The following is a 22,998-nucleotide window of genomic DNA, read 5'->3' as shown; positions in this document are numbered from 1 at the left end:
TCGCCCGCCCGTCGGGAAACGGTCGCCGGCCGGTGGCCCGGCGGACCCCGGAGCGGCCGGAGGCCGCCGGGGTCCGGAGGCGTTACGCCTTGAGCGCCTTGTCGATGGCCTTGGTGAACTCGTCGGCCGTCATGGGGGCGTTCTCGCTGCCCTCGCTGGTGATCTTCTCGCCGTCCATCTTCAGGGTCGGCGTGCCCTGCACCCCGCTCTTGTCGAAGGTCTTGGACATCTTCATCGCCCAGGCGTCGAAGGTGCCGTCCTCCACGTTCTTCTGGAAGTCCTTGTTCCCCTTCAGCGCGTCGACCGAGTCCGCGACCTCGATCAGATAGCTGTCCTTGGCGAACTTGTCGTCGCTCTCCTCGGGGTGGAACTTCGCCGAGTACAGCGCGGCCTTGTACTCCAGGAACGCCTCGGGGCTCACGTCCAGCGCGGCGCCGAGCGCGCTCAGGGCGTTCTTGGAGCCCTCGCCGTTGTCGGTGTTGTCGATGAAGGTCGCGCCGACGTACTTGACCTTGTACTTGCCGGCCTCGACGTCCTTCGAGACCGTCTCGCCGACGCCCTGCTCGAACGTGGCGCAGACCGGGCAGCGGGAGTCCTCGTACAGCTCCAGGGTCTTCTTCGCGCCGGACTCGCCGACCACTACGGTGGTGCCGTCCTTGCCCGAGGTGTTCTTCGGCGCGGTGACGTTCTTCGCGTCCGCCGCCGCCTCCCAGGCGTCCGGCTTGTTCAGCTGCATCACGCCGTAGGCGATGCCGCCGAACACGGCGAGGGCGGCGACGACCGAGCCCGCCACGACGAGCTGCTTGCGGCTCTTGTCCTTCTTGGCCTGGCGCTCGCGCTCGGCCCGCAGCCGCTCGCGGGCCGCCGCCTTGTTCGCCTGGGTGTTGCGCTTGCTCATGATCGTTCTCCGTGGGTACGTGTGTGGGGAGTGGGCCTGCCGTGTGTCGCGCGTCGCCGTGCCCTCAGGCAGCGGCGTACGGCGCGGACGGCGGACCCCTGCGGCCCACACAGTGCACGAGGAAGCGGGCGGTCAGCGGCGGGTGCGGACGCCCGGCGGGCCGGGCCCGGCGAGCCGCGGAACGGACGCCCGCGCGCACCACGGCGACCGCGGTCAGCAGCGGCCGGAACGCCAGCAGGGCCGCCGCGCGCACCAGCCCGGCCAGGGCCGCCTCGCCGCGCCGCAGCCAGGCCGCGGCCAGCAGCCCGACCGCCACATGGGCGACGAGCAGCAGCCACGGCACGGCCGGTCCCGGCTGGGCGAGGAGCGCCGCCGCACGGTCGCCCGCACCAGCCACATCGGCCAGCGGGGTGCCCACCGCGCCGACGCCCGCGATCCGGGCCCCGCCCGTGCCGACCTCACCGCCGCCGCACAGGACGTCGAAGCCCACCGCGCGCAGCGGACCGGCGACCGGGCCGCCGGCCGCTCCGTAACAGAGGTGCTGGCCCGTGGTGAAGAGCGTGTCGGCGGCCAGCTCCAGCGGGACCAGCAGCCCCGCGATTGCCCCGAAGCCGCGCTCCCGGCCGGCCAGCGCGTACGCCACCGCGAAGACGACGCCCGCCAGCAGCGCCACCGCGGTCAGCGGCAGCGGAACCCGGGAGAGCAGCACGTGGGACGCCGTGGACAGGGTGACGACGAGCGCGGTGAAGACCGCCGCGCGCGCGACCCTGAGCTGCGTCCCTGAGATGTCCATCGCCGGAAAGTGTGTCATGCGTGGAGGTAAGCGGACCTTAAAAGAGGCTGAGAGTCCCCGGGCGGGGCCGCCCGGGGACTCTCAGGCCCTACAGGCCCGGGATCCGGCCGTTGCGGAAGAGGTCCACGAAGATCTGGTGGTCCGCGCGGGCCCGGGCCCCGTAGCTGTGGGCGAAGTCGACCAGCAGCGGCGCGAAGCCCTCCTCGTCGGCCGCGATGGCCGCGTCGATCGCCCGCTCCGTGGAGAACGGCACCAGCGAGTGGCCGCTCTCGTCGTCGGCGGCCGCGTGCATGGTGGCCGTCGCCCGGCCCAGGTCCGCGACGACCGCCGCGATCTCGTCCACCTCATCGATGTCGGACCAGTCCAGATCGACCGCGTACGGCGAGACCTCGGCGACCAGCTGACCGGAGCCGTCCAGCTCGGTCCAGCCCAGCCACGGGTCCGCGTGCGCCTGGAGCGCGCGCTGCGAGATCACCGTGCGGTGCCCCTCGTGCTGGAAGTACTCCCGCACGGCGGCGTCCGTGATGTGCCGGGAGACCGCCGGGGTCTGCGCCTGCTTGAGGTAGATCACCACATCGTTCTCCAGGGCGTCGCTGTTGCCCTCCAGAAGGATGTTGTACGAGGGCAGCCCGGCCGATCCGATGCCGATGCCCCGGCGGCCCACCACGTCCTTGACCCGGTAGGAGTCCGGCCGGGTCAGGCTCGACTCCGGCAGCGTCTCCAGATACCCGTCGAACGCGGCCAGCACCTTGTAGCGCGTCGCGGCGTCCAGGTCGATCGCCCCGCCGCCGTCCGCGAACCGGCGCTCGAAGTCCCGGATGACCGTCATCGAGTCCAGCAGCGAGAAACGTGTGCGCGAACGGGCGGCCCGCAGCGCGCCCAGCAGCGGGCCGTCCGCGGTGTCCAGCGTGAACGGCGGTACCTCGTCGTTCTTCGCGCCCGTCGCCAGCGCGTGGATCCGCTCGCGGTAGGAGGCGGCGAAGATCCGGACCAGCTCGGTGATCTGCTGGTCGGCCAGCGCCTTCGCGTAACCGATCAGCGCCACGGAGGCGGCGAACCGCTTCAGGTCCCAGGTGAAGGGGCCCACGTACGCCTCGTCGAAGTCGTTGACGTTGAAGACGAGACGGCCGTTGGCGTCCATGTACGTGCCGAAGTTCTCCGCGTGCAGATCGCCGTGGATCCATACCCGGCCGGTGCGCTCGTCCAGGAACGGGCCGCCGTGCCGCTCCCGCTCCAGGTCGCTGTAGAACAGGCAGGCCGTGCCCCGGTAGAAGGCGAAGGCCGAGCCCGCCATCTTGCGGAACTTGACCCGGAAGGCGGCCGGATCGGCGGCCAGCAGCTCCCCGAAGGCGGTGTCGAAAACGGCGAGAATCTGCTCCCCGCGCTGCGCTGCGCCGGTCTGCGTTTCCGACATCTCTTGCTGCCTCCTGCTGTAGCTGGCGTGTCTGGCCGGACCCCGGGCCCAGGTGACCGAGTGCATGACAAAACGGACACGTGTCCCGCCTTCTCCAACGCTCGGCGGAAGCCGGGAGTGCCCGTCGTTCGACTCCGTCACGTCGTAGACTTCCACGCTGTCCCCCCGTCCGTCATCGCCCGACTTCCCGGAGGCCCGACGCCGTGACCAAGCCGCCCTTCACGCACCTGCACGTTCATACCCAGTACTCGCTGCTGGACGGTGCGGCGCGGCTCAAGGACATGTTCGAGGCGGCCAACGAGATGGGCATGACGCACATCGCGATGACCGACCACGGCAACCTCCACGGCGCGTACGACTTCTTCCACTCGGCGAAGAAGGCGAACGTCACGCCGATCATCGGCATCGAGGCGTACGTCGCCCCGGAGTCGCGCAAGCACAAGCGCAAGGTGCAGTGGGGACAGCCGCACCAGAAGCGCGACGATGTGTCCGGATCCGGTGGTTACACCCACAAGACGATCTGGGCGTCCAACAAGACCGGGCTGCACAACCTCTTCCGGCTCTCCTCCGACGCGTACGCCGAGGGCTGGCTCCAGAAGTGGCCCCGGATGGACAAGGAGACCATCTCCCAGTGGTCCGAGGGGCTCATCGCCTCCACCGGCTGCCCCTCGGGCGAGGTGCAGACCCGGCTGCGGCTCGGCCAGTTCGACGAGGCGGTCCAGGCGGCCTCCGACTACAAGGACATCTTCGGCGAGGGCAAGTACTTCCTGGAGCTGATGGACCACGGCATCGAGATCGAGCGCCGGGTCCGCGACGGGCTGCTGGAGATCGGCAAGAAGCTGAACATCCCGCCGCTCGTGACGAACGACTCCCACTACACGTACGCCCACGAGGCCACCGCCCACGACGCCCTGCTCTGCATCCAGACCGGCAAGAACCTCTCGGACCCCGACCGCTTCCGCTTCGACGGCACGGGCTACTACCTCAAGACGACGGACGAGATGTACGCCGTCGACTCCTCCGACGCCTGGCAGCAGGGGTGCGCCAACACCCTCCTGGTCGCCGAGCAGATCGACACCTCCGGCATGTTCGAGGCGAAGAACCTCATGCCGAAGTTCGAGATCCCGGACGGCTTCACGGAGATCACCTGGTTCCAGGAGGAGGTCCGGGTCGGCATGGCCCGCCGCTTCCCGAACGGTGTCCCCGACGACCGGCAGAAGCAGGTCGAGTACGAGATGGACATCATCATCCAGATGGGGTTCCCGGGGTACTTCCTGGTCGTCGCCGACTTCATCATGTGGGCCAAGAACAACGGCATCGCCGTGGGCCCCGGCCGTGGCTCCGCCGCCGGTTCGATCGTGGCCTACGCGATGGGCATCACCGACCTCGACCCGATCGAGCACGGTCTGATCTTCGAGCGGTTCCTCAACCCCGAGCGCGTCTCCATGCCCGATGTCGACATCGACTTCGACGAGCGTCGGCGCGTCGAGGTGATCCGGTACGTCACCGAGAAGTACGGCGCCGACAAGGTCGCCATGATCGGCACCTACGGCAAGATCAAGGCCAAGAACGCCATCAAGGACTCCGCCCGCGTGCTGGGCTACCCGTACGCGATGGGCGACCGCCTCACCAAGGCCATGCCCGCCGACGTCCTCGGCAAGGGCATCGACCTCAACGGCATCACCGACCCCAAGCACCCGCGCTACAGCGAGGCCGGCGAGATCCGGGGGATGTACGAGAACGAACCGGACGTCAAGAAGGTCATCGACACCGCCAAGGGCGTCGAGGGCCTCGTCCGGCAGATGGGCGTGCACGCCGCCGGCGTCATCATGTCCAGCGAGCCGATCGTCGACCACGCGCCCGTCTGGGTCCGGCACACCGACGGCGTCACCATCACGCAGTGGGACTACCCGCAGTGCGAGTCGCTCGGCCTGCTGAAGATGGACTTCCTCGGCCTGCGCAACCTGACGATCATGGACGACGCCATCAAGATGGTGAAGTCCAACAAGGGCATCGATCTGGAGATGCTCTCGCTGCCGCTGGACGACCCCAAGACGTACGAACTGCTCTGCCGCGGTGACACGCTCGGCGTCTTCCAGTTCGACGGCGGGCCCATGCGCTCCCTGCTCCGCCAGATGCAGCCCGACAACTTCGAGGACATCTCCGCCGTCTCGGCCCTCTACCGGCCGGGCCCGATGGGCATGAACTCGCACACGAACTACGCGGAGCGCAAGAACGGCCGCCAGGAGATCACCCCGATCCACCCGGAGCTGGAGGAGCCCCTCAAGGAGGTCCTCGGCCTCACCTACGGCCTGATCGTCTACCAGGAGCAGGTCCAGAAGGCCGCCCAGATCGTCGCCGGGTACTCGCTCGGCGAGGCCGACATCCTGCGCCGCGTGATGGGTAAGAAGAAGCCCGAGGAGCTGGCGAAGAACTTCGTCCTCTTCGAGAAGGGCGCCAAGGAGAAGGGCTTCTCCGACGCGGCGATCAAGGCACTGTGGGACGTCCTGGTGCCGTTCGCCGGGTACGCGTTCAACAAGGCGCACTCCTCGGCGTACGGCCTGGTCACCTACTGGACCGCCTACCTCAAGGCGAACTACCCCGCCGAATACATGGCGGCCCTGCTGACCTCGGTCAAGGACGACAAGGACAAGTCCGCGGTCTACCTCAACGAGTGCCGCCGCATGGGCATCAAGGTGCTCCCGCCCAACGTCAACGAGTCGCTGTCCAACTTCGCCGCCCAGGGCGACGACGTGATCCTCTTCGGCCTGACCGCCATCCGCAACGTCGGCCAGAACGTCGTCGACTCGATCATCCGGTCCCGCAAGGCGAAGGGGAAGTACAGCACCTTCCCCGACTTCCTGGACAAGGTCGAGGCGGTCGTCTGCAACAAGCGCACCGTGGAATCGCTGATCAAGGCCGGCGCGTTCGACGAGATGGGGCACACCCGCAAGGGGCTCGTCGCCCACCACGAACCGATGATCGACAACGTGGTGCAGGTCAAGCGCAAGGAGGCCGAGGGACAGTTCGACCTCTTCGGCGGCATGGGCGAGGAGGAGAGCGACGAGCCGGGCTTCGGGCTCGACGTGGAGTTCTCCGACATCGAGTGGGAGAAGGCCTACCTGCTCGCCCAGGAACGGGAGATGCTCGGCCTGTACGTCTCCGACCACCCGCTCTTCGGCCTGGAGCACGTGCTGTCCGACAAGGCCGACGCCTCGATCTCCCAGCTCATGGGCGGCGACTACAGCGACGGCTCCGTCGTCACCGTCGGCGGCATCATCTCCGGCCTCCAGCGCAAGATGACCAAGCAGGGCAACGCCTGGGCCATCGCCACCGTGGAGGACCTGGCCGGCTCCATCGAGTGCATGTTCTTCCCCGCCACCTACCAGCTGGTCTCCACCCAGCTCGTCGAGGACACCGTCGTCTTCGTCAAGGGACGCCTCGACAAGCGCGAGGACGTGCCCCGGCTGGTCGCCATGGAGATGCAGGTCCCCGACATCTCCAACGCCGGGACCAACGCCCCCGTCGTCCTCACCATCCCCACCGTGAAGATCACCCCGCCCATGGTCACCCGGCTCGGCGAGGTGCTCAGCCACCACCGGGGCGACACCGAGGTACGCATCAAGCTCCAGGGCCCCCGCAAGACCACCGTCCTGCGGCTGGACCGGCACCGGGTCAAGGCCGACTCGGCGCTCTTCGGCGACCTGAAGGTGCTGCTCGGCCCGTCCTGCCTGGCCGGCTGAGCCCGAGCACGACACGACAGACATGACGAGAGGGGCGTCCCGCCGGTGCGGGGCGCCCCTCTCGCCGTCCTCAACGCCAGTCTCTACCGCGAGCGGCCGACGGGTCAGTTGTGGCCGAAGCGTCGCTGATGCTTGCGCGCCACGTCGGACGGGCTGCCCTGGGCCTGCGCCTGCGACTGGTTCTGGGACTCGAACGCCGTCGACTTGGCCTGCTCCGCACTACGCTCCGACGCGGACGCGCGGTCGTGCTGGCTGCCCTGCTTGCGGTTCTTGTTCTTGGCCATGGTGAATGCCTCCTGTGGGGAATCCTGGGGGGCCAGGACCGCTGTCAGACTCACATAGCGCTGCAAACACCGCATGTTGGATCATTACCGTGCGTAGCGGTTTCCGCGGTGGCCTGCCGTTCCGCCGCCTTTTCGCCTTCTTCCCGTATTCCTTTCCGGATCCGCCACGCCGATGATCCAGTTCCGGCCGTTAACCCCCGCGAGGTCGGGCAGACTCGAAGGAAACCCTGGGTAAGCGGACCCGGTCATCGAGGAGCGGGCCGCTGAACCGTTCCCGAATTCTGGAAGAGGGTGGAACGCGTGGACCGTTGCGTCGTCCTGGTGGACGCCGGCTACTTGCTGGGCGCAGCCGCGAGTCTGCTGGCAGGAGAGCCCGCCCGTTCCCGCATCACCGTCGACCACGCGGCCCTCATCCAGGGGCTCCGCGAGCGCGCCGAGGCCGACACCCAACAGCCCCTGCTGCGCATCTACTGGTTCGACGGCGCCCCCGACCGGGTGCCCCAGCCCGAGCACCGCCGGCTCCGCGTGATGCCCCGCGTGACCGTACGGCTGGGCGCCCTGACCCGCAGCGACGGACGCTGGGCGCAGAAGGGCGTCGACGCCGCCATGCACGCCGAGCTCACCGAACTCGCCAGGAACCGGGCCTGCTCCGATGTGGTCCTGGTGACCGGCGACGGCGATCTGCTGCCCGGTCTGATGTCCGCCAAGGAACACGGCGTCGCCGTCCACCTCTGGGCCGTACAGGCCGCCGACGGCGACTACAACCAGTCCGAGGACCTGGTCGCCGAGGCCGACGAACGCCGGGTCCTCGACCGGGCCTGGATCACCAAGGCGGTACGCGCCAAGGACACCGGCGGCAGCTGCGCCCCGCCGCCCGCCCCGCGCCCCGAGATCGCCGCGATCCTCTCCGCACCGCTGCCCGAGGCGGCCCTCGCCGCCTCCGCCGAACGCGCCTCCGAGGCCCAGGCCGCCGCCGCCCGCAGCGGCACCGAGGCCCCCGCCGAGAACGCCCCCGCCGCCGCCTCGCCGGACACCCCGTCCGTCCCCGGGCACAAGACCGTCCCCACCCCCAAGGACCTGGCCGCGCTGCGCGCCCACGCCACCCACCCCGACCGCCAGCACCCGCCCCAGCCCGCGGGCGCCACCCTGCGCTGGTCCTCCGACAAAGGGTGGGTGGAGCGCGGCGGCCCCCTCGGCGAGCCCGCCGAGACCGCGTCCCTGCCGACCCTCGCCCAGGTCACCAGCGCCGAACAGCGCTGGGCGGACCGGGAGGAGGACATCACCACCGTCGGCGGCGACCCCTTCGAGGTGGGCCAGGTCTTCGCCCGCCGCTGGATGGAACGGCTGCCGGAAACGGTCCACCTGCAGAGGCTCTCCACCATGTACCCGCGCATCCCGCACCGGATCGACGGCGAACTGCTGCGGTACGCGGCCCGCTTCGGACTCCTCGCCCACAAGGACGACCAGATCGACGAGCACGACCGCTACGCGATCCGGGCCGGCTTCTGGCGGGAGATCGACGTACGGGCCGCCGCCGAGCACGTACCGGCGGGGGAGTAGGCCCGATCACCGGACACGCCCGGCCACCCGTGCGCGGGGCGACGCGGGGTGGCCCCGGACGCGAGCCGGGGCGGGTGACCCCGTACCCTCGTACCTCGTGAGTACGGGCACAGCACAGGCGCAGAGGGACACCGGCACCGTGTGCGCGGTGCGCGATCTGGTCAAGACCTATCCCGCCGCCCGGGGCCGCCGAGGCACCCCCGCGACCCCCGAGATCCGCGCCACGGACAGCATCAGCCTGGACGTCGAACGCGGCGAGATCTTCGGACTGCTCGGCCCCAACGGCGCCGGCAAGTCCACCCTGGTCCGTCAGCTCACCGGACTGATGCGGCCCGACTCCGGCAGCGTCGAGGTGCTGGGCCACGACCTCGTACGCCACCCCGAGCGGGCGTCCCGGCTGATCGGCTACCTCGGGCAGGAATCCACCGCCCTCGACGAACTGACCGTCTCCCTCGCCGCCGAGACCACCGGACGGCTGCGCGGCCTCGCCGTACGGGAGGCCCGCGCCGAGCGCGACGCCGTCCTGGAGGAGCTGGGCCTCACCGAGATCGCCGGGCGGCCCCTGAAGAAGCTCTCCGGCGGTCAGCGCCGGCTCGCCTGCTTCGCCGCCACCCTGGTCGGCGACCGGCCCGTCCTGGTCCTCGACGAACCGACCACCGGCATGGACCCGGTCGCCCGCCGCGCCGTCTGGGCCGCCGTCGACCGCCGCCGCGCCGAGCGCGGGGCCACGGTCCTGCTGGTCACCCACAACGTGATCGAGGCCGAGACCGTCCTCGACCGGGTCGCCGTCCTCGAACGCGGCCGGGTCATCGCCTGCGACACCCCGGCCGGGCTCAAGGAGAAGGTCGCCGGGGAGGTGCGCGTCGAGCTGATGTGGCGCGAACGGGCCCCGCTGGACGTCCCCGAGGTGGCGGCGCTGCGACCGTCCGCCCAGGAGTCCGGGCGGCGCTGGGTACTGCGGCTGAGCCCCGACGAGGCGCGGGCCGCGGTCGCCGCGGTGACGGGCGGCGCGGCCTTCGCCGCGCTCGACGATTTCACCCTGGCCACACCCAGCCTGGAAGATGTCTATCTCGCGCTCGGGGGAGACGCGGCCAATGCGACCAAGGGGCTGGTGAAGGCGTGAGGGACAGGACAGGCGTGGGGAACGTGAACGCCGCGGACGCGGCGGACGTACTCGACAGGGTGGACGGTCCGGACGTGTGGTACGTGCCGGACGGGTTTGACCTGGTGGACGTGTCTAAGGGGAGCGGCCTGAGGTGACGAGCATCATTCCGGCCAGGACCGTACCGTCGCGCGTCCGGCCCGGGCCCGGCCCGTCCGGCCAGGCCCCCGCCCGTACCGTCGCCGAGCCCCTCGCCCCGCGCGCCAGGCTGCTGCCCTCGCTGGCCGCCGTCTACCGCGCCCAGCTCTCCCGGGCGCGGGTCGCCCGGATCCCGCTGCTCTTCGTGGCGACCTTCCAGTCCGTCGGGATCATGGTCCTGATGCGGGGTGTCGTGGACGGCGGCGCGGAGGCCCGCGCGGTGGTCGCGGGATCCAGCGTCCTGGTCGTCGCGTTCGTCGCGCTCAACCTGCTCGCCCAGTACTTCGGGCAGCTGCGGGCGTCCGGCGGGCTCGACCACTACGCCACGCTGCCCGTGCCGCCTGCCGCGGTGGTGCTCGGGGCGGCCGGGGCGTACGCCTCCTTCACCGTGCCCGGCACCATCTTCACCGCGATCACCGGAAGCGTGCTGTTCCAGCTGCCGCTGACCCATCTGTGGGTCCTGGTGGCCGTCGTGCCGCTCTCCGGAGCCGCCCTGGCCGGTCTCGGCGCGGCCCTCGGGCTGCTCGCCCCGCGCCCGGAGCTGGCGACCCTGCTGGGGCAGCTGGGCATGTCGGCCGCCCTGCTGCTCGGGGTGCTGCCCGCCGAGCGGCTGCCGGAGCCGGTGGGGTGGGCGCGCGATCTGCTGCCCTCGACGTACGGGGTCGAGGCGCTGGCCCGGTCCTTCGACGCCCGCCCGGACTGGGGGATCATCGCCTTCTTCCTCGGGATCTGCGCGGTGGTGGGGGTTCTCTCGCTGGCGGTGGCGACGTGGGCGTACCGGCGGGCCGCCGTACGGTAGCCGGTGAGGCGCCTCACAGGGTGGCCTGGCACGATGGCAAGGTGACCGCACCTCTGACGCCGCCTCACCAGCCCGGCCCCCACGATCCGTGGCAGGCCCCGCCCTCGGGCTCCCACCTCGCGCCCTTCCAGGGCTCGCCGGACGACCCGGACACGGCCACCGAGCTCCGTCAGGCCGCCGTCGTCGTGGTCCTGGTCGCGCTCGCGGGCCTCGTGCTCGGGCTGCTGTGGCTGTGGTTCGCGCCGCGTGTGCCGCTGGTCTCCGACGACACGGCCGTCTTCCTGAAGAACAGCGAGGGCGAGGAGGCGATCGGCGCGGACGGCACGTTCGTCCTGCTGGCCATCGGCTTCGGGGTGCTCTCCGCCGCCGCCGTCTTCTGGCGGTTGCGCCGCGGGGGCGTCCTCGTGGTCGTGGGTCTGGCGCTGGGCGCGGTGCTCGGCTCGCTGCTGGCGTGGCGGGTCGGCATCTGGCTGGGGCCGTCGTCCGATGTGGTGGGCCGCGCCCGGGAGGCCGGTCAGGGCGTCACGTTCGACGCGCCGCTGGAGCTGCACGCGGTGTGGGTGGCGATGATGGCCTGGCCGTTCGCGGCGATGGGGATCCATCTGCTGCTCACGGCGGCGTTCGGGCCGCGGGATGTGGAGCCGGACTGGGTGGGGTCGGGGTACGCGAAGTATTACGGGGAGCCGGATTCCGGGGCTCCGGCGCCGCCTGCGGGGAGCGGTGGGCCGGCGTAGGGGCGCCTGCGGCGGGCCTGTTCCCCTACCCGCCCCTTCCCGAAACCGGGGCTCCGCCCCGGACCCCGCTCCTCAAACGCCGGAGGGGCTGGATTTTCCAGCCCGTCCGGCGATTGAGGACATCTATCAGGCGCGCGCGATCTCCGCGAACGTCGCCCCCGTCAGCTCCGCCAGATCCGTCGCCGCCAGCTCGACCTCCAGGCCCCGCCGGCCCGCCGACACGCAGATCGTGGCGTGCGCGCGCGCCGACGCGTCCAGCACCGTGCGCAGGCGCTTGCGCTGGCCCAGTGGGGAGATGCCGCCGCGGACGTAGCCCGTGGTGCGTTCCGCGGCCGCCGGGTCCGCCATCGCGGCCCGCTTGCCGCCCACCGCGGCGGCCAGGGCCTTGAGGTCCAGGGAGCCGGCCACCGGGACCACCGCCACCGTCAGAGCGCCGTCGACGTCCGCCACCAGGGTCTTGAAGACCCGGTCGGGGGAGACGCCCAGGGCCTCGGCAGCCTCCTCGCCGTAGGACGGGCTCGCCGGGTCGTGGTCGTAGGCGTGGACCGTGAAGGCGGTGCCCGCCGCGGTCAGGGCGACCGTGGCGGGGGTGCCGCCCGACTGCTGCTTCTTGGGCTTCTTCGCCAACGCGGGCCGGTCCTTGTCAGTTGGGGTGGGTGGGGGCCCGCGTCAGGTCCGTCGCGGGCAGCGAGGGCAGGTGCCGGATGACCGCGGTCTCCTTGCGCAGCAGCGTCAGCTCCTCGCGCAGCCGGGTCGCGGTGTCCGGGGCCTGGAGCAGCCGCTGTTTGGTGGGGACGTCCAGGACCGTGGCCGCGGCGACCAGGTAGGAGATCACCGACGGGTCGTCGGGGAGGTCGGCGCCGGTCGCCAGCGAGCGTTCGCTCGCTCCGGCCAGCCGCTTCTGGTAGGCGCGGAAGGCCCGCAGAACGCCCTCCGCCAGGGCCCCGGCCTCGTCGCCCTCGTCCTCGCCGGGCGGCTCCTCGGCCAGGTCCTCGACCTCGGCGGTCAGATACGGGCCGCTCGTCTCGACCGACAGCAGCCTGACCCGGGTGGTGCCGGTGGCCAGGACCTCGAAGCTGCCGTCGGCGCGCTCGCGGATCGTCGCCGCGTCGGCGACGCAGCCGACCCGGTGGAAGGTCTGGATCGGATCGGGGCCGAAGCCCTCCGCCGGGGCGCGCTCGGCGGGCGGGGCCGCCGCGACCGTGTCCGGCATGCCGGTGGCCGTCGGGGCGATCTCGCGGCCGTCGCGGATCGCGACCACGACGAAGCGGCGAGGTTCGTCCTCGTCGCTCTTCAGCAGCTCCCGCATCATGGCGCGATATCGCTCTTCGAAGACGTTGAGCGGCAGCACCAGGCCGGGGAACAGCACCGCGTTGAGCGGGAAAAGGGGAAGGCGGGCGGTGGTCACAACGCTCAAGCGTAATGGCCCCGGGGGCGGCCGTGGTCGGCCCGGTTGCGCAACGGGGTCAGCGAGGCCACCTGGAGCCGTGCGCCGTCCCGCGCGTCCATGAACCGGCCGAGCGCGTCGTCGGACACCGACGACCACGGGAACGACGTCGCGTGCAGCCCGATCAGGTTGAACTGGTGCAGCGCCTCCGCCCAGCGGCCCCGGGTGAGCAGGACGTACGCGAGGAGGTTGCGGACCTCGGCCGGCCACGGGTCGCCGGGCCGGTAGGCGGCGGAGAGCCCGATCGCCAGGTCGGCCGCCGCGTCGATCCGCTCCTCCAGTACGGAGGTGGTCCGGCCGACCGCCTGGGTGTCCAGGAGCAGCGCGAAGGCCGCCCGGACCGGCAGGGCCTGCACCAGGGAGTCGGGCCGGGCGTCCGCCGCGGCCTGCTCGGCGAAGTCGAAGCACTCGCGGTGCGAGCCGTACCAGGCGGCCGACAGATAGCGCAGCGCCGCCACATGGCAGCCGTAGTGGTGCGCGGAGCGCCGTACGGCCTGCTCCCACAGCGACTCGAAGGCGGTGTGCGTGGCGTGGGTGCCGCGTGCGTGGTCCAGGGCGAGCCGCCACGGCACGGGGTCGTGCGGGTCCGCCTCGGCGGCGGCGGTGATCAGCGGGCCGACCTCGCGGAGCCGTTCCGCGCGGGCGGGCGACTCCCAGGCCCGGCGGACCGCCAGCTCCGCCTTGACCAGCAGCGCGTCCGGATCGCGCGGGGCGGCGGCCAGCCACTGGTCGAGCCAGCCGTCCCGGCTGCGGGCGAAGGTGACCAGCCGGCCGAGATAGCGGTCCCGGTTCTCCCAGTCGGCGGTGTCCCGGGTGGCGGCGAGCAGCTTGGCGGCCGGTTCGTGGTCGCCCAGGGCAGCGGCGACCAGCGCGGGAGAGAGCCGCTCGTCGGGGGCGTCGAGCAGCACCGCGTCATCCGCGGACAGTCCGGCGGACAGCGGAGGGCTGTGCCGGATCATGCGCGCGGTACTGAGCAGAGCGCGAAGGAAGGCCATGGTGCAGACCATTGAAAAGGCCTGGTGGGGGCCGCGCCAGGGGTGTGCTGTGAAGCTTCTGTGCCGAGTGAATGGGTTGTATCGGGCCAGGTCAAGAAAAGGCAAAGGAATGGGTGTTGGTTGGCTTGATTGCGCTCTCCCGTGCGGCCCGTCAGCCCCTGTGGCCCCCCGGGGCGGACGGCCGGAACCTCGGCTCCGACCGCCCGCGGCCGCCCGGGAACGCCCCTGCGGTCACCCCCTGCGCAGCATCCGGGAGGCCCCGGCCGCCACCGTGGTGGCCAAAACCCACCCCACCAGCACCAGACCGGCCGCGGCCCACTGCCAGGCGCCCTCCATCCGCCAGTAGCCGTCCTGCCCGAGGTTGATCACCGGGATCAGCAGATCCAGCGCGTACAGCGCGGGATTCCACATCGGAGACTCGTCGTCCTTGACCGCGGGCGGGGTGTGCTGCGCGAAGGCCGCCGTGCCCGCCGCCCACAGCACCGCCATCCACACCGCCGCCCGCCCCGGCCGGTAGCCGTACGCCACCGTCCAGTCCTGGAGATACCCCCAGGCCTTCGCGGCGGGCGGCAGCGTCTCGCGGCGGCGGCGCTGCTTGGCGAGCAGCACCTCGCGCGCGTCCGCGTCCTCGCCGCTGCTGCGCATCACCGTGGCCAGCCGCTCGTACGGCTCGGGGACGTACTCCGGCGTCGCGGCCTGCACCCACGCCAGGCGCCGGGAGAGCGGGAAGTGGCCGTAGGGGACGAGGTTCTCGTAGACGAAGCCGCCCATCGCCAGACCGCCGGGGCCCGGCCAGCTCGTCGACAGGTCGATCAGGGTCACCACCTTCGCGCCGTTCAGGACGACCCGGCCCTCCTCCGGGCGCTCCGCGTTGAACCGCAGCTCCGGCGTCACGATCCGGCGCATCGACAGCTCCTCCTGCCGGGTCATGACGAACCGCGCCTTGTGCAGGTCCACCGCGTCCCCGAACCGCCCGTCGTCCAGGCGCACCCCGCCCCGGCACTCGAAGATCTGCGAGCGGGTGCCGCGCGCCGGGGTCGGGGCGTAGACCACGCCGTACGGGGGAGTGGTGCCCTGGTTCCCGGTGTCGACGCTCACCCACGCCTCGGTCATGTAGAGCGTGCGCTCCACCGTCAGCTGCGGGGCGTTCAGCGCGCGCCGGTCCTCGGCGGCCCGCAGCCGGCTGCCGCGCAGGCTCAGCGAACCGCCCACCTTCGTGCCGCGCAGACTCAGCTCGCCGAGCGTCTCGACCATCTCGGCCTGCAGGTCCTGCGCGACCGTCATGCCGTCCCCGACGACGGCCCGCCCGTGCCGGTCCGGGCCGACGCTGAGCTGGTTGATCAGCAGGTCCGTGCCGATCTGGGCGTCGGTCAGCCGGATGCCCCGGTCGATCCGGCAGCGCGGCAGATGCAGATCGCCCTCGGTCTGCAGCCGCGCCGCCTCCAGCCGGGGCAGCGCGCAGCCCACCAGCCGCAAGGTCGTGAAGTGGCACTCCGGGAGCACCACCTCCTGCTCGAAGCGGCAGCCGGTCAGCTCCACGTACGGAGCCACCCGGCCACCCGCCAGATCCAGCTTTCCGGTGATCCGCACCCCCCGGAGCTTCAGCGCCGCCACCCGGCCGGGCCGGGCGGGCGGACCGCTCAGCAGCAGCCGTGCCACCGTGCGCGCGCCGACGCTCCGCTCGGGCCCCCACGCCTGCGGGGTGAACGGATCGTTCTGGGTCGTGTCGTAGCTGCGTAAGTCATAGGTGGTCCCGTTGCGGAAGGACTGCCACATGCCCAGCTCCGCTGCGCTGAGGCCGTCCGGGATATCGCCTTCGTGCGGCTCGGTCACGGCCGCTCCCTCCGTGCACACATGCTGTAGTGCCGTTATTCCCTGGTGTGACGTCGTGAAGCCAGTGGTCAGCAGTGACAGCCGGACATGGCCGAGACGCGTATCGGCCAGTGGTACGAGCGACCGGTATCAGCCAGTGATACGGGCGACCGGACGCTCCGGACGGTCTGAGAGAATTGCCGTGTGATCTCTCGAATCGATCTGCGCGGTGACACCCTCCCCGAGGGTGGAGCCCTGCGCGACCTGCTGCCCCGTGCCGAGTTCGACGTGGAAGCCGCCCTGGAGACGGTGCGGCCCATCTGCGAGGACGTACGCCATCGTGGCTCCGCGGCAGTGATCGAGTGGGGGGAGAAACTCGACGGTGTCCGGATCGAGTCGGTCCGGGTGCCCGCCGAGGCCCTGACGAAGGCCCTTCAGGAACTGGACCCCGCCGTCCGCGCCGCGCTGGAGGAGTCGATCCGCCGCGCCCGCCTCGTCCACCGCGAGCAGCGCCGCACCACGCACACCACCCAGGTCGTCCCCGGCGGCACCGTCACCGAGAAGTGGGTGCCCGTCGAGCGCGTCGGGCTCTACGTCCCCGGCGGCCGCGCGGTCTACCCCTCCTCCGTCGTGATGAACGTCGTCCCGGCCCAGGAGGCCGGCGTCGAGGGCATCGCCGTCTCCTCCCCGCCGCAGAAGGACTTCGGCGGCCTTCCGCACCCCACGATCCTCGCCGCCTGCGCCCTGCTCGGCGTCGACGAGGTGTACGCCGCCGGCGGCTCCCAGGCCGTCGCGATGTTCGCGTACGGCACCGAGGACTGCCCCCCGGTCAACCTGGTCACCGGCCCCGGCAACATCTACGTCGCCGCCGCCAAGCGCCTCCTCAAGGGCCGCATCGGCATCGACGCCGAGGCCGGGCCCACCGAGATCGCGATCCTCGCCGACGCCACCGCCGACCCGGTGCACGTCGCCGCCGACCTGATCAGCCAGGCCGAGCACGACCCGATGGCCGCCGCCGTCCTGGTCACCGACTCCGCGGAGCTGGCCGCCGCCACCGAGGCGGAGCTGGTCCCGCAGGTCGCCGCGACCAAGCACATCAAGGACCGCATCGAGCCCGCGCTCGCCGGCCGCCAGTCCGCGATCGTCCTGGTCTCCTCGATCGAGGACGGCCTCACGGTCGTCGACGCGTACGGCGCCGAGCACCTGGAGATCCAGACCGCCGACGCGGCCGCCGTCGCCGGCCGCGTCCGCAACGCCGGAGCGATCTTCGTCGGCCCCTGGTCGCCCGTCTCGCTCGGCGACTACTGCGCCGGCTCCAACCACGTCCTGCCCACCGGCGGCTGCGCCTGCCACTCCTCGGGCCTCTCCGTGCAGTCCTTCCTGCGCGGCATCCACATCGTCGACTACACCCGCGACGCGCTCGCCGAGGTCACCCACCATGTCGTGAACCTCGCCGAGGCGGAGGACCTCCCCGCCCACGGCGCAGCGCTCAAGGCACGGTTCGGCTGGAAGGTTCCGCAGCAGTGACGAACGGCAGCACCACCCCCCGTAACCCCTGGGACGAGCTCCCCATCCGCGACGAACTGCGCGGCCAGTCCCCGTACGGAGCACCCCAGCTCGACGTCCCCGTACGGCTCAACACCAACGAGAACCCGTACCCGCTCCCGGAAGCGCTCGTCGACCGCATCGCCGAGCGGGTCCGCGAGGCCGCCCGCGGCCTCAACCGCTACCCCGACCGGGACGCCGTCGAACTCCGCACCGAGCTGGCCCGCTACCTTTCGCGGACCGCCGGACACGCGGTGACCGCGTCCCACGTCTGGGCCGCCAACGGCTCCAACGAGGTCCTCCAGCAGCTGCTCCAGACCTTCGGCGGGCCCGGCCGCACCGCGATCGGCTTCGAACCCTCGTACTCCATGCACGCCCTGATCTCCCGGGGCACCGGCACCGGCTGGATCTCCGGGCCGCGCAACGAGGACTTCACCATCGACGTGGACGCCGCGCGCGCCGCCATCGCCGAGCACCGCCCCGAGGTCGTCTTCATCACCTCGCCCAACAACCCCACCGGAACGGCGGTGAACGCGGAGACCGTCCTCGCGCTGTACGACGCCGCGCAGGCCGCCGGGCCCTCGATCGTCGTCGTCGACGAGGCGTACGGCGAGTTCAGCCACCACGCATCGCTGCTCCCGCTGATCGAGGGCCGCCGCAACCTGATCGTCTCGCGGACCATGTCCAAGGCGTTCGGCGCGGCCGGGCTCCGCCTCGGCTACCTCGCCGCCGACCCGGCCGTCGTCGACGCGGTCCAGCTGGTGCGGCTGCCGTACCACCTCTCCTCCGTCACCCAGGCCACCGCGCTCGCCGCCCTGGAGCACACCGATACGCTGCTCGGGTACGTCGCGCAGCTCAAGAGCGAGCGCGACCGGCTGGTGGCCGAGCTGCGCGCCATCGGCTACGAGGTCACCGACTCGGACGCCAACTTCGTCCAGTTCGGCCGCTTCGACGACAGCCACGCCGTCTGGCAGAGCATCCTCGACCGGGGCGTCCTGGTCCGGGACAACGGCGTACCGGGCTGGCTGCGGGTCACCGCGGGCACCCCGGCAGAGAACGACGCGTTCCTCGATGCGGTACGCGAACTCAAGAAGGAGCACGACGCATGAGCCCCCGCGTAGGCCGCGTGGAACGCACCACCAAGGAAACGTCCGTGCTCGTCGAGATCAACCTCGACGGCAGCGGAAAGGTCGATGTCGCCACCGGGGTCGGCTTCTACGACCACATGCTCGACCAGCTCGGCCGCCACGGCCTCTTCGACCTCACGGTCAAGACCGAGGGCGACCTGCACATCGACACCCACCACACCATCGAGGACACCGCCCTCGCGCTCGGCGCCGCCTTCAGGCAGGCCCTCGGCGACAAGGTCGGCATCTACCGCTTCGGCAACTGCACCGTCCCGCTGGACGAGTCGCTCGCCCAGGTCACCGTCGACCTCTCCGGCCGCCCCTACCTGGTGCACACCGAGCCGGAGAACATGGCCCCGATGATCGGCGCCTACGACACGACGATGACCCGCCACATCTTCGAGTCCTTCGTCGCCCAGGCGCAGATCGCCCTGCACATCCACGTCCCGTACGGGCGCAACGCCCACCACATCGTCGAGTGCCAGTTCAAGGCCCTCGCCCGGGCCCTGCGGTACGCCTCCGAGCACGACCCGCGCGCCGCCGGCATCCTGCCCTCCACGAAGGGCGCCCTGTGACCGGCCTCAACACCATCCTGATCGTCGTCGGCCTCTTCCTGGCCGGCGGCGTCTACTCCTTCGCCAAGCAGGGGATGCCCAAGGGCGTCATCGTGCTGCTGTCGATCGGCTCCGTGATGTGCCTGGTGGCGGGCATCCTGCGGATCCAGGGCCTGTGGGACTGAGGACAGGTACGTCATGAGTGAGAACCAGAAGAAGGTCGTCGTCTTCGACTACGGCTTCGGCAACGTCCGGTCCGCCGAGCGCGCCCTCGCCCGCGTCGGGGCGGACGTCGAGATCACCCGCGACTACGACCGCGCGATGAACGCCGACGGGCTCCTCGTCCCCGGCGTCGGCGCGTTCTCCGCCTGCATGGACGGGCTGAAGCGGGCCCGCGGCGACTGGATCATCGGCCGCCGGCTCTCCGGCGGCCGCCCGGTCATGGGCATCTGCGTCGGGATGCAGATCCTGTTCGAGCGCGGCATCGAGCACGGCGTGGAGACCGAGGGCCTGGACGAATGGCCCGGTACGGTCGGCCCCCTGAAGGCCGACGTCGTCCCGCACATGGGCTGGAACACCGTCGAGGCCCCCGGGGACTCCCGGCTCTTCGCCGGTCTGGGCCCCGAGGCCCGCTACTACTTCGTGCACTCCTACGCGGCGCACGACTGGTCCCTCGAAGTCACCAACGCCAAGATCCGTGCGCCCAGGGTCACCTGGGCCACGCACGGCGAACGGTTCGTGGCCGCCGTGGAGAACGGCGCGCTGTGGGCCACCCAGTTCCACCCCGAGAAGTCCGGCGATGCCGGCGCCCAGCTGCTGACCAACTGGATCGAGACGCTGTAATGCCGAAGCTTGAACTGCTCCCCGCCGTCGACGTCCGCGACGGCCAGGCCGTCCGCCTCGTGCACGGCGAGTCCGGCTCCGAGACCTCCTACGGCTCCCCGCTGGAGGCCGCCCTCGCCTGGCAGTCCGCCGGCGCCGAGTGGCTGCACCTCGTCGACCTGGACGCCGCCTTCGGCACGGGCGACAACCGCGCCCTGATCGCCGAGGTCGCCGGGGCCATGGACATCAAGGTCGAGCTGTCCGGCGGCATCCGCGACGATGCCTCGCTGGAGGCCGCCCTCGCCACCGGCTGCCGCCGCGTCAACCTCGGCACCGCCGCCCTGGAGACCCCCGAGTGGGTCGCCAAGGTCATCGCCGAGCACGGCGACAAGATCGCCGTCGGCCTCGACGTCCGCGGCACCACCCTGCGCGGCCGCGGCTGGACCCGCGACGGCGGCGACCTCTACGAGACGCTGGCCCGCCTCGACTCCGAGGGCTGCGCGCGCTACGTGGTGACGGACATCGCCAAGGACGGCACCCTGGAAGGCCCCAACCTGGGCCTGCTGCGCGACGTCTGCGCCGCCACCGACCGCCCGGTCGTCGCCTCCGGCGGGGTCTCGTCCCTGGACGACCTCCGCGCGATCTCCCTCCTCGTCCCCGAAGGCGTCGAGGGCGCGATCGTCGGCAAGGCGCTGTACGCGAAGGCGTTCACCCTGGAAGAGGCGCTCAAGGCGGTCGCCGTATGACGGACGCCGCTTCCGCCGTGCGCCGGATCTCCACCGGCGCACCCTGGGAGGAGAAGTTCGGCTACTCGCGCGCCGTCGAACTCCCCAACGGGCTCGTCCTGGTCGCCGGCTGCACCTCGGTCGTCAACGGCCAGATCTCCGCGGGTTCCCCGTACGAGCAGACCGTCACCGCCTTCGACGTCGCCTTCGCGGCGCTGGAGCAGGTGGGCCTGAGCCGCGAGGACGTCGTCCGCACCCGGATGTACCTCACGCACGCCCGGGACGTGGACGAGGTCGGCCGCGCCCACAAGGAGCTGTTCGACGCCGTACGCCCCGCCGCCTCCATGATCATCGTGTCCGGTTTCGTGGACCCGAGCCTGGTCGTCGAGGTCGAGGTCGAGGCCTACCGAGGAGGTGCGCGGTGACCCTCGCCGTACGCGTCATCCCCTGCCTCGACGTCGACAACGGCCGGGTCGTCAAGGGCGTCAACTTCCAGAACCTGCGCGACGCGGGCGACCCCGTCGAGATGGCCAAGCTGTACGACGCCGAGGGCGCCGACGAGCTGACCTTCCTCGACATCACCGCCTCCAGCGGCGACCGCGAGACGACGTACGACGTGGTCCGCCGCACCGCCGAGCAGGTCTTCATCCCGCTCACCGTCGGCGGCGGCGTCCGTACCCCGGACGACGTCGACAAGCTGCTGCGCGCCGGGGCGGACAAGGTGGGCGTCAACACCGCCGCCATCGCCCGCCCCGACCTCATCCGCGAGATCGCCGAACGCTTCGGCCGCCAGGTCCTGGTGCTCTCGGTCGACGCCCGCCGCACGCCCGAGGGCACCTTCGAGGTCACCACGCACGGCGGCCGCAAGGGCACCGGCATCGACGCCGTCGAGTGGGCGCACCGGGCCGCGGAGCTGGGCGCGGGCGAGATCCTGCTCAACTCGATGGACGCCGACGGCACCAAGGACGGCTACGACACCGAGATGATCGAGGCGGTACGCAAGCACGTCACCGTCCCCGTCATCGCCTCCGGCGGCGCGGGCCGGCTCGCCGACTTCGCCCCGGCGATCGAGGCGGGGGCCGACGCGGTGCTCGCCGCGTCCGTCTTCCACTTCGGCGACCTGCGGATCTCCGAGGTCAAGGGCGCCCTGCGGGAAGCGGGCCACCCGGTCCGCTGAGCCCGTACGCGGTACGAGGCGGTATCACCGGTCCGCCGAGACCGGTGATACTGCCGATGCGTATCCACGGGCCGCACCGTGAGAGTGGCGTACGCCGGCGAACGACGCCGGCGGCCACGCGGTGCACCCCGACAGCCCCGGGACGACGGGCTCATGGGCCTCGCGTGGTGTGGTTCCCCCCGCCACCACCGAGAGGATTCCCCGTGCAGCAGCACCTCCCCTCCGGCACCATCCCCCCGCACCCTTCCCGCCCGAGCCGCACCGGTACGTTCCTGGGCCGTTCCCGTACGTCGACGGGGCTGGTGGCCGCCGCCGCGGCCACCGCCGGCCTTCTGCTGACCGGCCTGGCACCCGGCGCCCAGGCCGTCGCCGCCAACCCCTACGAGCGCGGCCCGGCCCCCACCAACGCCTCCATCGAGGCGAGCCGCGGCTCGTACGCCGTCTCCCAGACCTCCGTCTCCTCGCTCGTCGCGAGCGGATTCGGCGGCGGCACCATCTACTACCCGACCTCCACCGCCGACGGCACCTTCGGCGCGGTGGTCATCTCGCCCGGCTTCACCGCCTACGAGTCCTCCATCGCCTGGCTCGGACCACGCCTGGCCTCCCAGGGCTTCGTGGTCTTCACGATCGACACGAACACCACGCTCGACCAGCCGGACAGCCGGGGCCGCCAACTCCTCGCCGCCCTGGACCACCTGACCCAGCGCAGCTCGGTACGGACCCGGGTCGACGCCTCCCGGCTCGGCGTGATGGGCCACTCGATGGGCGGCGGCGGCTCGCTGGAAGCGGCGAAGAGCCGTACGTCGTTGAAGGCGGCGATCCCGCTGACCGGCTGGAACACCGACAAGACCTGGCCCGAACTGCGCACGCCCACCCTGGTGGTCGGCGCGGACGGGGACACGGTCGCGCCGGTCGCCACGCACTCCAAGCCCTTCTACACGTCGCTGCCCGGCTCGCTGGACAAGGCCTACCTGGAGCTGCGCGGAGCCTCGCACTTCACGCCGAACACCTCCAACACGACGATCGCGAAGTACAGCATTTCCTGGCTGAAGCGATTCATCGACAACGACACCCGCTACGAGCAGTTCCTCTGCCCGCTCCCGCAGCCGAGCCTGACCATCGCGGAGTACCGGGGCAACTGCCCGCACACCGCGTAGATCCGGCGCTCCGGACCCTGCCGCGCTGTGCTCCGGCACAACGCGGCAGGCCTCCGTCTGGGAGCCCGCACCGCACCGGCCCGTCCCCGCGCGGGACCCGGACACGGCGCTT

The 22,998-nt window shown here is 71.5% G+C and carries 22 protein-coding genes; 14 read left to right on the top strand and 8 right to left on the bottom strand.

Features of this window, described 5'->3' with window-relative positions; genetic code table 11:
* Positions 1-82: 82 nt before the first annotated feature.
* From KV381_RS08135 to KV381_RS08125, 3 genes are all read right to left on the bottom strand, one after another.
* Positions 83-898 carry a DsbA family protein gene (locus KV381_RS08135; RefSeq protein ID WP_030086708.1) on the bottom strand — a complete coding sequence of 272 codons (816 nt, stop codon included), beginning with the start codon at positions 896-898 and terminating at the stop codon, positions 83-85.
* A gap of 64 nt (positions 899-962) precedes the next feature.
* On the bottom strand, positions 963-1,691 hold the full coding sequence (locus tag KV381_RS08130; RefSeq protein ID WP_030086710.1) for a hypothetical protein: 729 nt from the start codon (positions 1,689-1,691) through the stop codon (positions 963-965).
* An 88-nt stretch (positions 1,692-1,779) separates the two neighbouring features.
* Positions 1,780-3,105, bottom strand: a complete 1,326-nt coding sequence (locus KV381_RS08125) for a DUF2252 domain-containing protein (RefSeq protein ID WP_218784979.1) — start codon at positions 3,103-3,105, stop codon at positions 1,780-1,782.
* Between the two features lie 203 nt (positions 3,106-3,308).
* Here KV381_RS08125 and dnaE point away from each other — a divergent pair, with 203 nt between their 5' ends.
* Positions 3,309-6,848: a DNA polymerase III subunit alpha gene (gene dnaE, locus KV381_RS08120; protein ID WP_218784978.1), complete on the top strand. Its 3,540-nt coding sequence runs from the start codon at positions 3,309-3,311 to the stop codon at positions 6,846-6,848.
* A gap of 104 nt (positions 6,849-6,952) precedes the next feature.
* On the opposite strand, the gene KV381_RS08115 is transcribed toward dnaE, so the two are convergent.
* Positions 6,953-7,132: a hypothetical protein gene (locus tag KV381_RS08115; protein ID WP_030086715.1), complete on the bottom strand. Its 180-nt coding sequence runs from the start codon at positions 7,130-7,132 to the stop codon at positions 6,953-6,955.
* Between the two features lie 291 nt (positions 7,133-7,423).
* On the opposite strand from KV381_RS08115, the gene KV381_RS08110 reads away from it, so the two are divergent.
* The 4 genes from KV381_RS08110 (at position 7,424) to KV381_RS08095 (ending at position 11,525) form a co-directional block, all read left to right on the top strand.
* Positions 7,424-8,692, top strand: a complete 1,269-nt coding sequence (locus KV381_RS08110) for an NYN domain-containing protein (protein ID WP_030086716.1) — start codon at positions 7,424-7,426, stop codon at positions 8,690-8,692.
* Positions 8,693-8,831: 139 nt separating this feature from the next.
* Positions 8,832-9,815, top strand: coding sequence for an ABC transporter ATP-binding protein (locus KV381_RS08105; RefSeq protein ID WP_030086717.1), 984 nt, complete (start codon positions 8,832-8,834; stop codon positions 9,813-9,815).
* Positions 9,816-9,948: 133 nt separating this feature from the next.
* Entirely contained in the window at positions 9,949-10,791 is an 843-nt protein-coding gene (locus KV381_RS08100; protein WP_030086719.1) for an ABC transporter permease, read from the top strand.
* Positions 10,792-10,811: 20 nt separating this feature from the next.
* The gene (locus KV381_RS08095; protein ID WP_218784977.1) at positions 10,812-11,525 is read left to right on the top strand and encodes an ABC transporter permease; all 714 of its coding nucleotides are present in this window, start codon (positions 10,812-10,814) and stop codon (positions 11,523-11,525) included.
* 126 nt (positions 11,526-11,651) lie between these two features.
* Here KV381_RS08095 and ybaK read toward each other — a convergent pair whose 3' ends face one another.
* The 4 genes from ybaK to KV381_RS08075 form a co-directional block, all read right to left on the bottom strand.
* The gene (gene ybaK / locus KV381_RS08090; RefSeq protein ID WP_030086841.1) at positions 11,652-12,152 is read right to left on the bottom strand and encodes a Cys-tRNA(Pro) deacylase; all 501 of its coding nucleotides are present in this window, start codon (positions 12,150-12,152) and stop codon (positions 11,652-11,654) included.
* Between the two features lie 16 nt (positions 12,153-12,168).
* Positions 12,169-12,933, bottom strand: coding sequence for an LON peptidase substrate-binding domain-containing protein (locus KV381_RS08085; RefSeq protein ID WP_030086839.1), 765 nt, complete (start codon positions 12,931-12,933; stop codon positions 12,169-12,171).
* A 5-nt stretch (positions 12,934-12,938) separates the two neighbouring features.
* Entirely contained in the window at positions 12,939-13,979 is a 1,041-nt protein-coding gene (locus KV381_RS08080; RefSeq protein WP_218784976.1) for a hypothetical protein, read from the bottom strand.
* Between the two features lie 219 nt (positions 13,980-14,198).
* Positions 14,199-15,800: an oxidoreductase gene (locus KV381_RS08075; RefSeq protein WP_218784975.1), complete on the bottom strand. Its 1,602-nt coding sequence runs from the start codon at positions 15,798-15,800 to the stop codon at positions 14,199-14,201.
* 183 nt (positions 15,801-15,983) lie between these two features.
* On the opposite strand from KV381_RS08075, the gene hisD reads away from it, so the two are divergent.
* From hisD to KV381_RS08030, 9 genes are all read left to right on the top strand, one after another.
* Entirely contained in the window at positions 15,984-17,306 is a 1,323-nt protein-coding gene (hisD, locus tag KV381_RS08070) for a histidinol dehydrogenase (RefSeq protein WP_030086827.1), read from the top strand.
* Positions 17,303-18,433 carry a histidinol-phosphate transaminase gene (locus KV381_RS08065; RefSeq protein WP_030086825.1) on the top strand — a complete coding sequence of 377 codons (1,131 nt, stop codon included), beginning with the start codon at positions 17,303-17,305 and terminating at the stop codon, positions 18,431-18,433. Before hisD ends, KV381_RS08065 begins: the two co-directional genes overlap by 4 nt.
* Positions 18,430-19,026 (top strand): imidazoleglycerol-phosphate dehydratase HisB, encoded by a 597-nt coding sequence (hisB, locus tag KV381_RS08060; protein ID WP_030086823.1) that lies wholly within the window; start codon positions 18,430-18,432, stop codon positions 19,024-19,026. The genes KV381_RS08065 and hisB overlap by 4 nt, the downstream gene beginning before the upstream one ends.
* Entirely contained in the window at positions 19,023-19,190 is a 168-nt protein-coding gene (locus KV381_RS08055; RefSeq protein WP_003969742.1) for a hypothetical protein, read from the top strand. Before hisB ends, KV381_RS08055 begins: the two co-directional genes overlap by 4 nt.
* Before the next feature lie 13 nt (positions 19,191-19,203).
* Complete coding sequence (hisH, locus tag KV381_RS08050) at positions 19,204-19,848, top strand: imidazole glycerol phosphate synthase subunit HisH (protein WP_218784974.1); 645 nt, start codon at positions 19,204-19,206, stop codon at positions 19,846-19,848.
* Positions 19,848-20,573, top strand: coding sequence for a bifunctional 1-(5-phosphoribosyl)-5-((5-phosphoribosylamino)methylideneamino)imidazole-4-carboxamide isomerase/phosphoribosylanthranilate isomerase PriA (gene priA, locus KV381_RS08045; RefSeq protein ID WP_030086818.1), 726 nt, complete (start codon positions 19,848-19,850; stop codon positions 20,571-20,573). The genes hisH and priA overlap by 1 nt, the downstream gene beginning before the upstream one ends.
* Positions 20,570-20,977: a RidA family protein gene (locus KV381_RS08040; RefSeq protein WP_030086817.1), complete on the top strand. Its 408-nt coding sequence runs from the start codon at positions 20,570-20,572 to the stop codon at positions 20,975-20,977. Before priA ends, KV381_RS08040 begins: the two co-directional genes overlap by 4 nt.
* Entirely contained in the window at positions 20,974-21,729 is a 756-nt protein-coding gene (gene hisF / locus KV381_RS08035) for an imidazole glycerol phosphate synthase subunit HisF (RefSeq protein ID WP_015607959.1), read from the top strand. The genes KV381_RS08040 and hisF overlap by 4 nt, the downstream gene beginning before the upstream one ends.
* A 203-nt stretch (positions 21,730-21,932) precedes the next feature.
* A complete protein-coding gene (locus tag KV381_RS08030) occupies positions 21,933-22,886 on the top strand; it encodes a dienelactone hydrolase family protein (RefSeq protein WP_098026020.1) in 954 nt (317 codons plus the stop codon).
* The last annotated feature ends 112 nt before the right edge of the window (positions 22,887-22,998 follow it).

It is taken from the genome of Streptomyces sp. WY228 (assembly GCF_019287315.1).
Classification (GTDB): domain Bacteria; phylum Actinomycetota; class Actinomycetes; order Streptomycetales; family Streptomycetaceae; genus Streptomyces; species Streptomyces caviscabies.
This window is presented reverse-complemented; position numbering and strand designations above follow the sequence as displayed.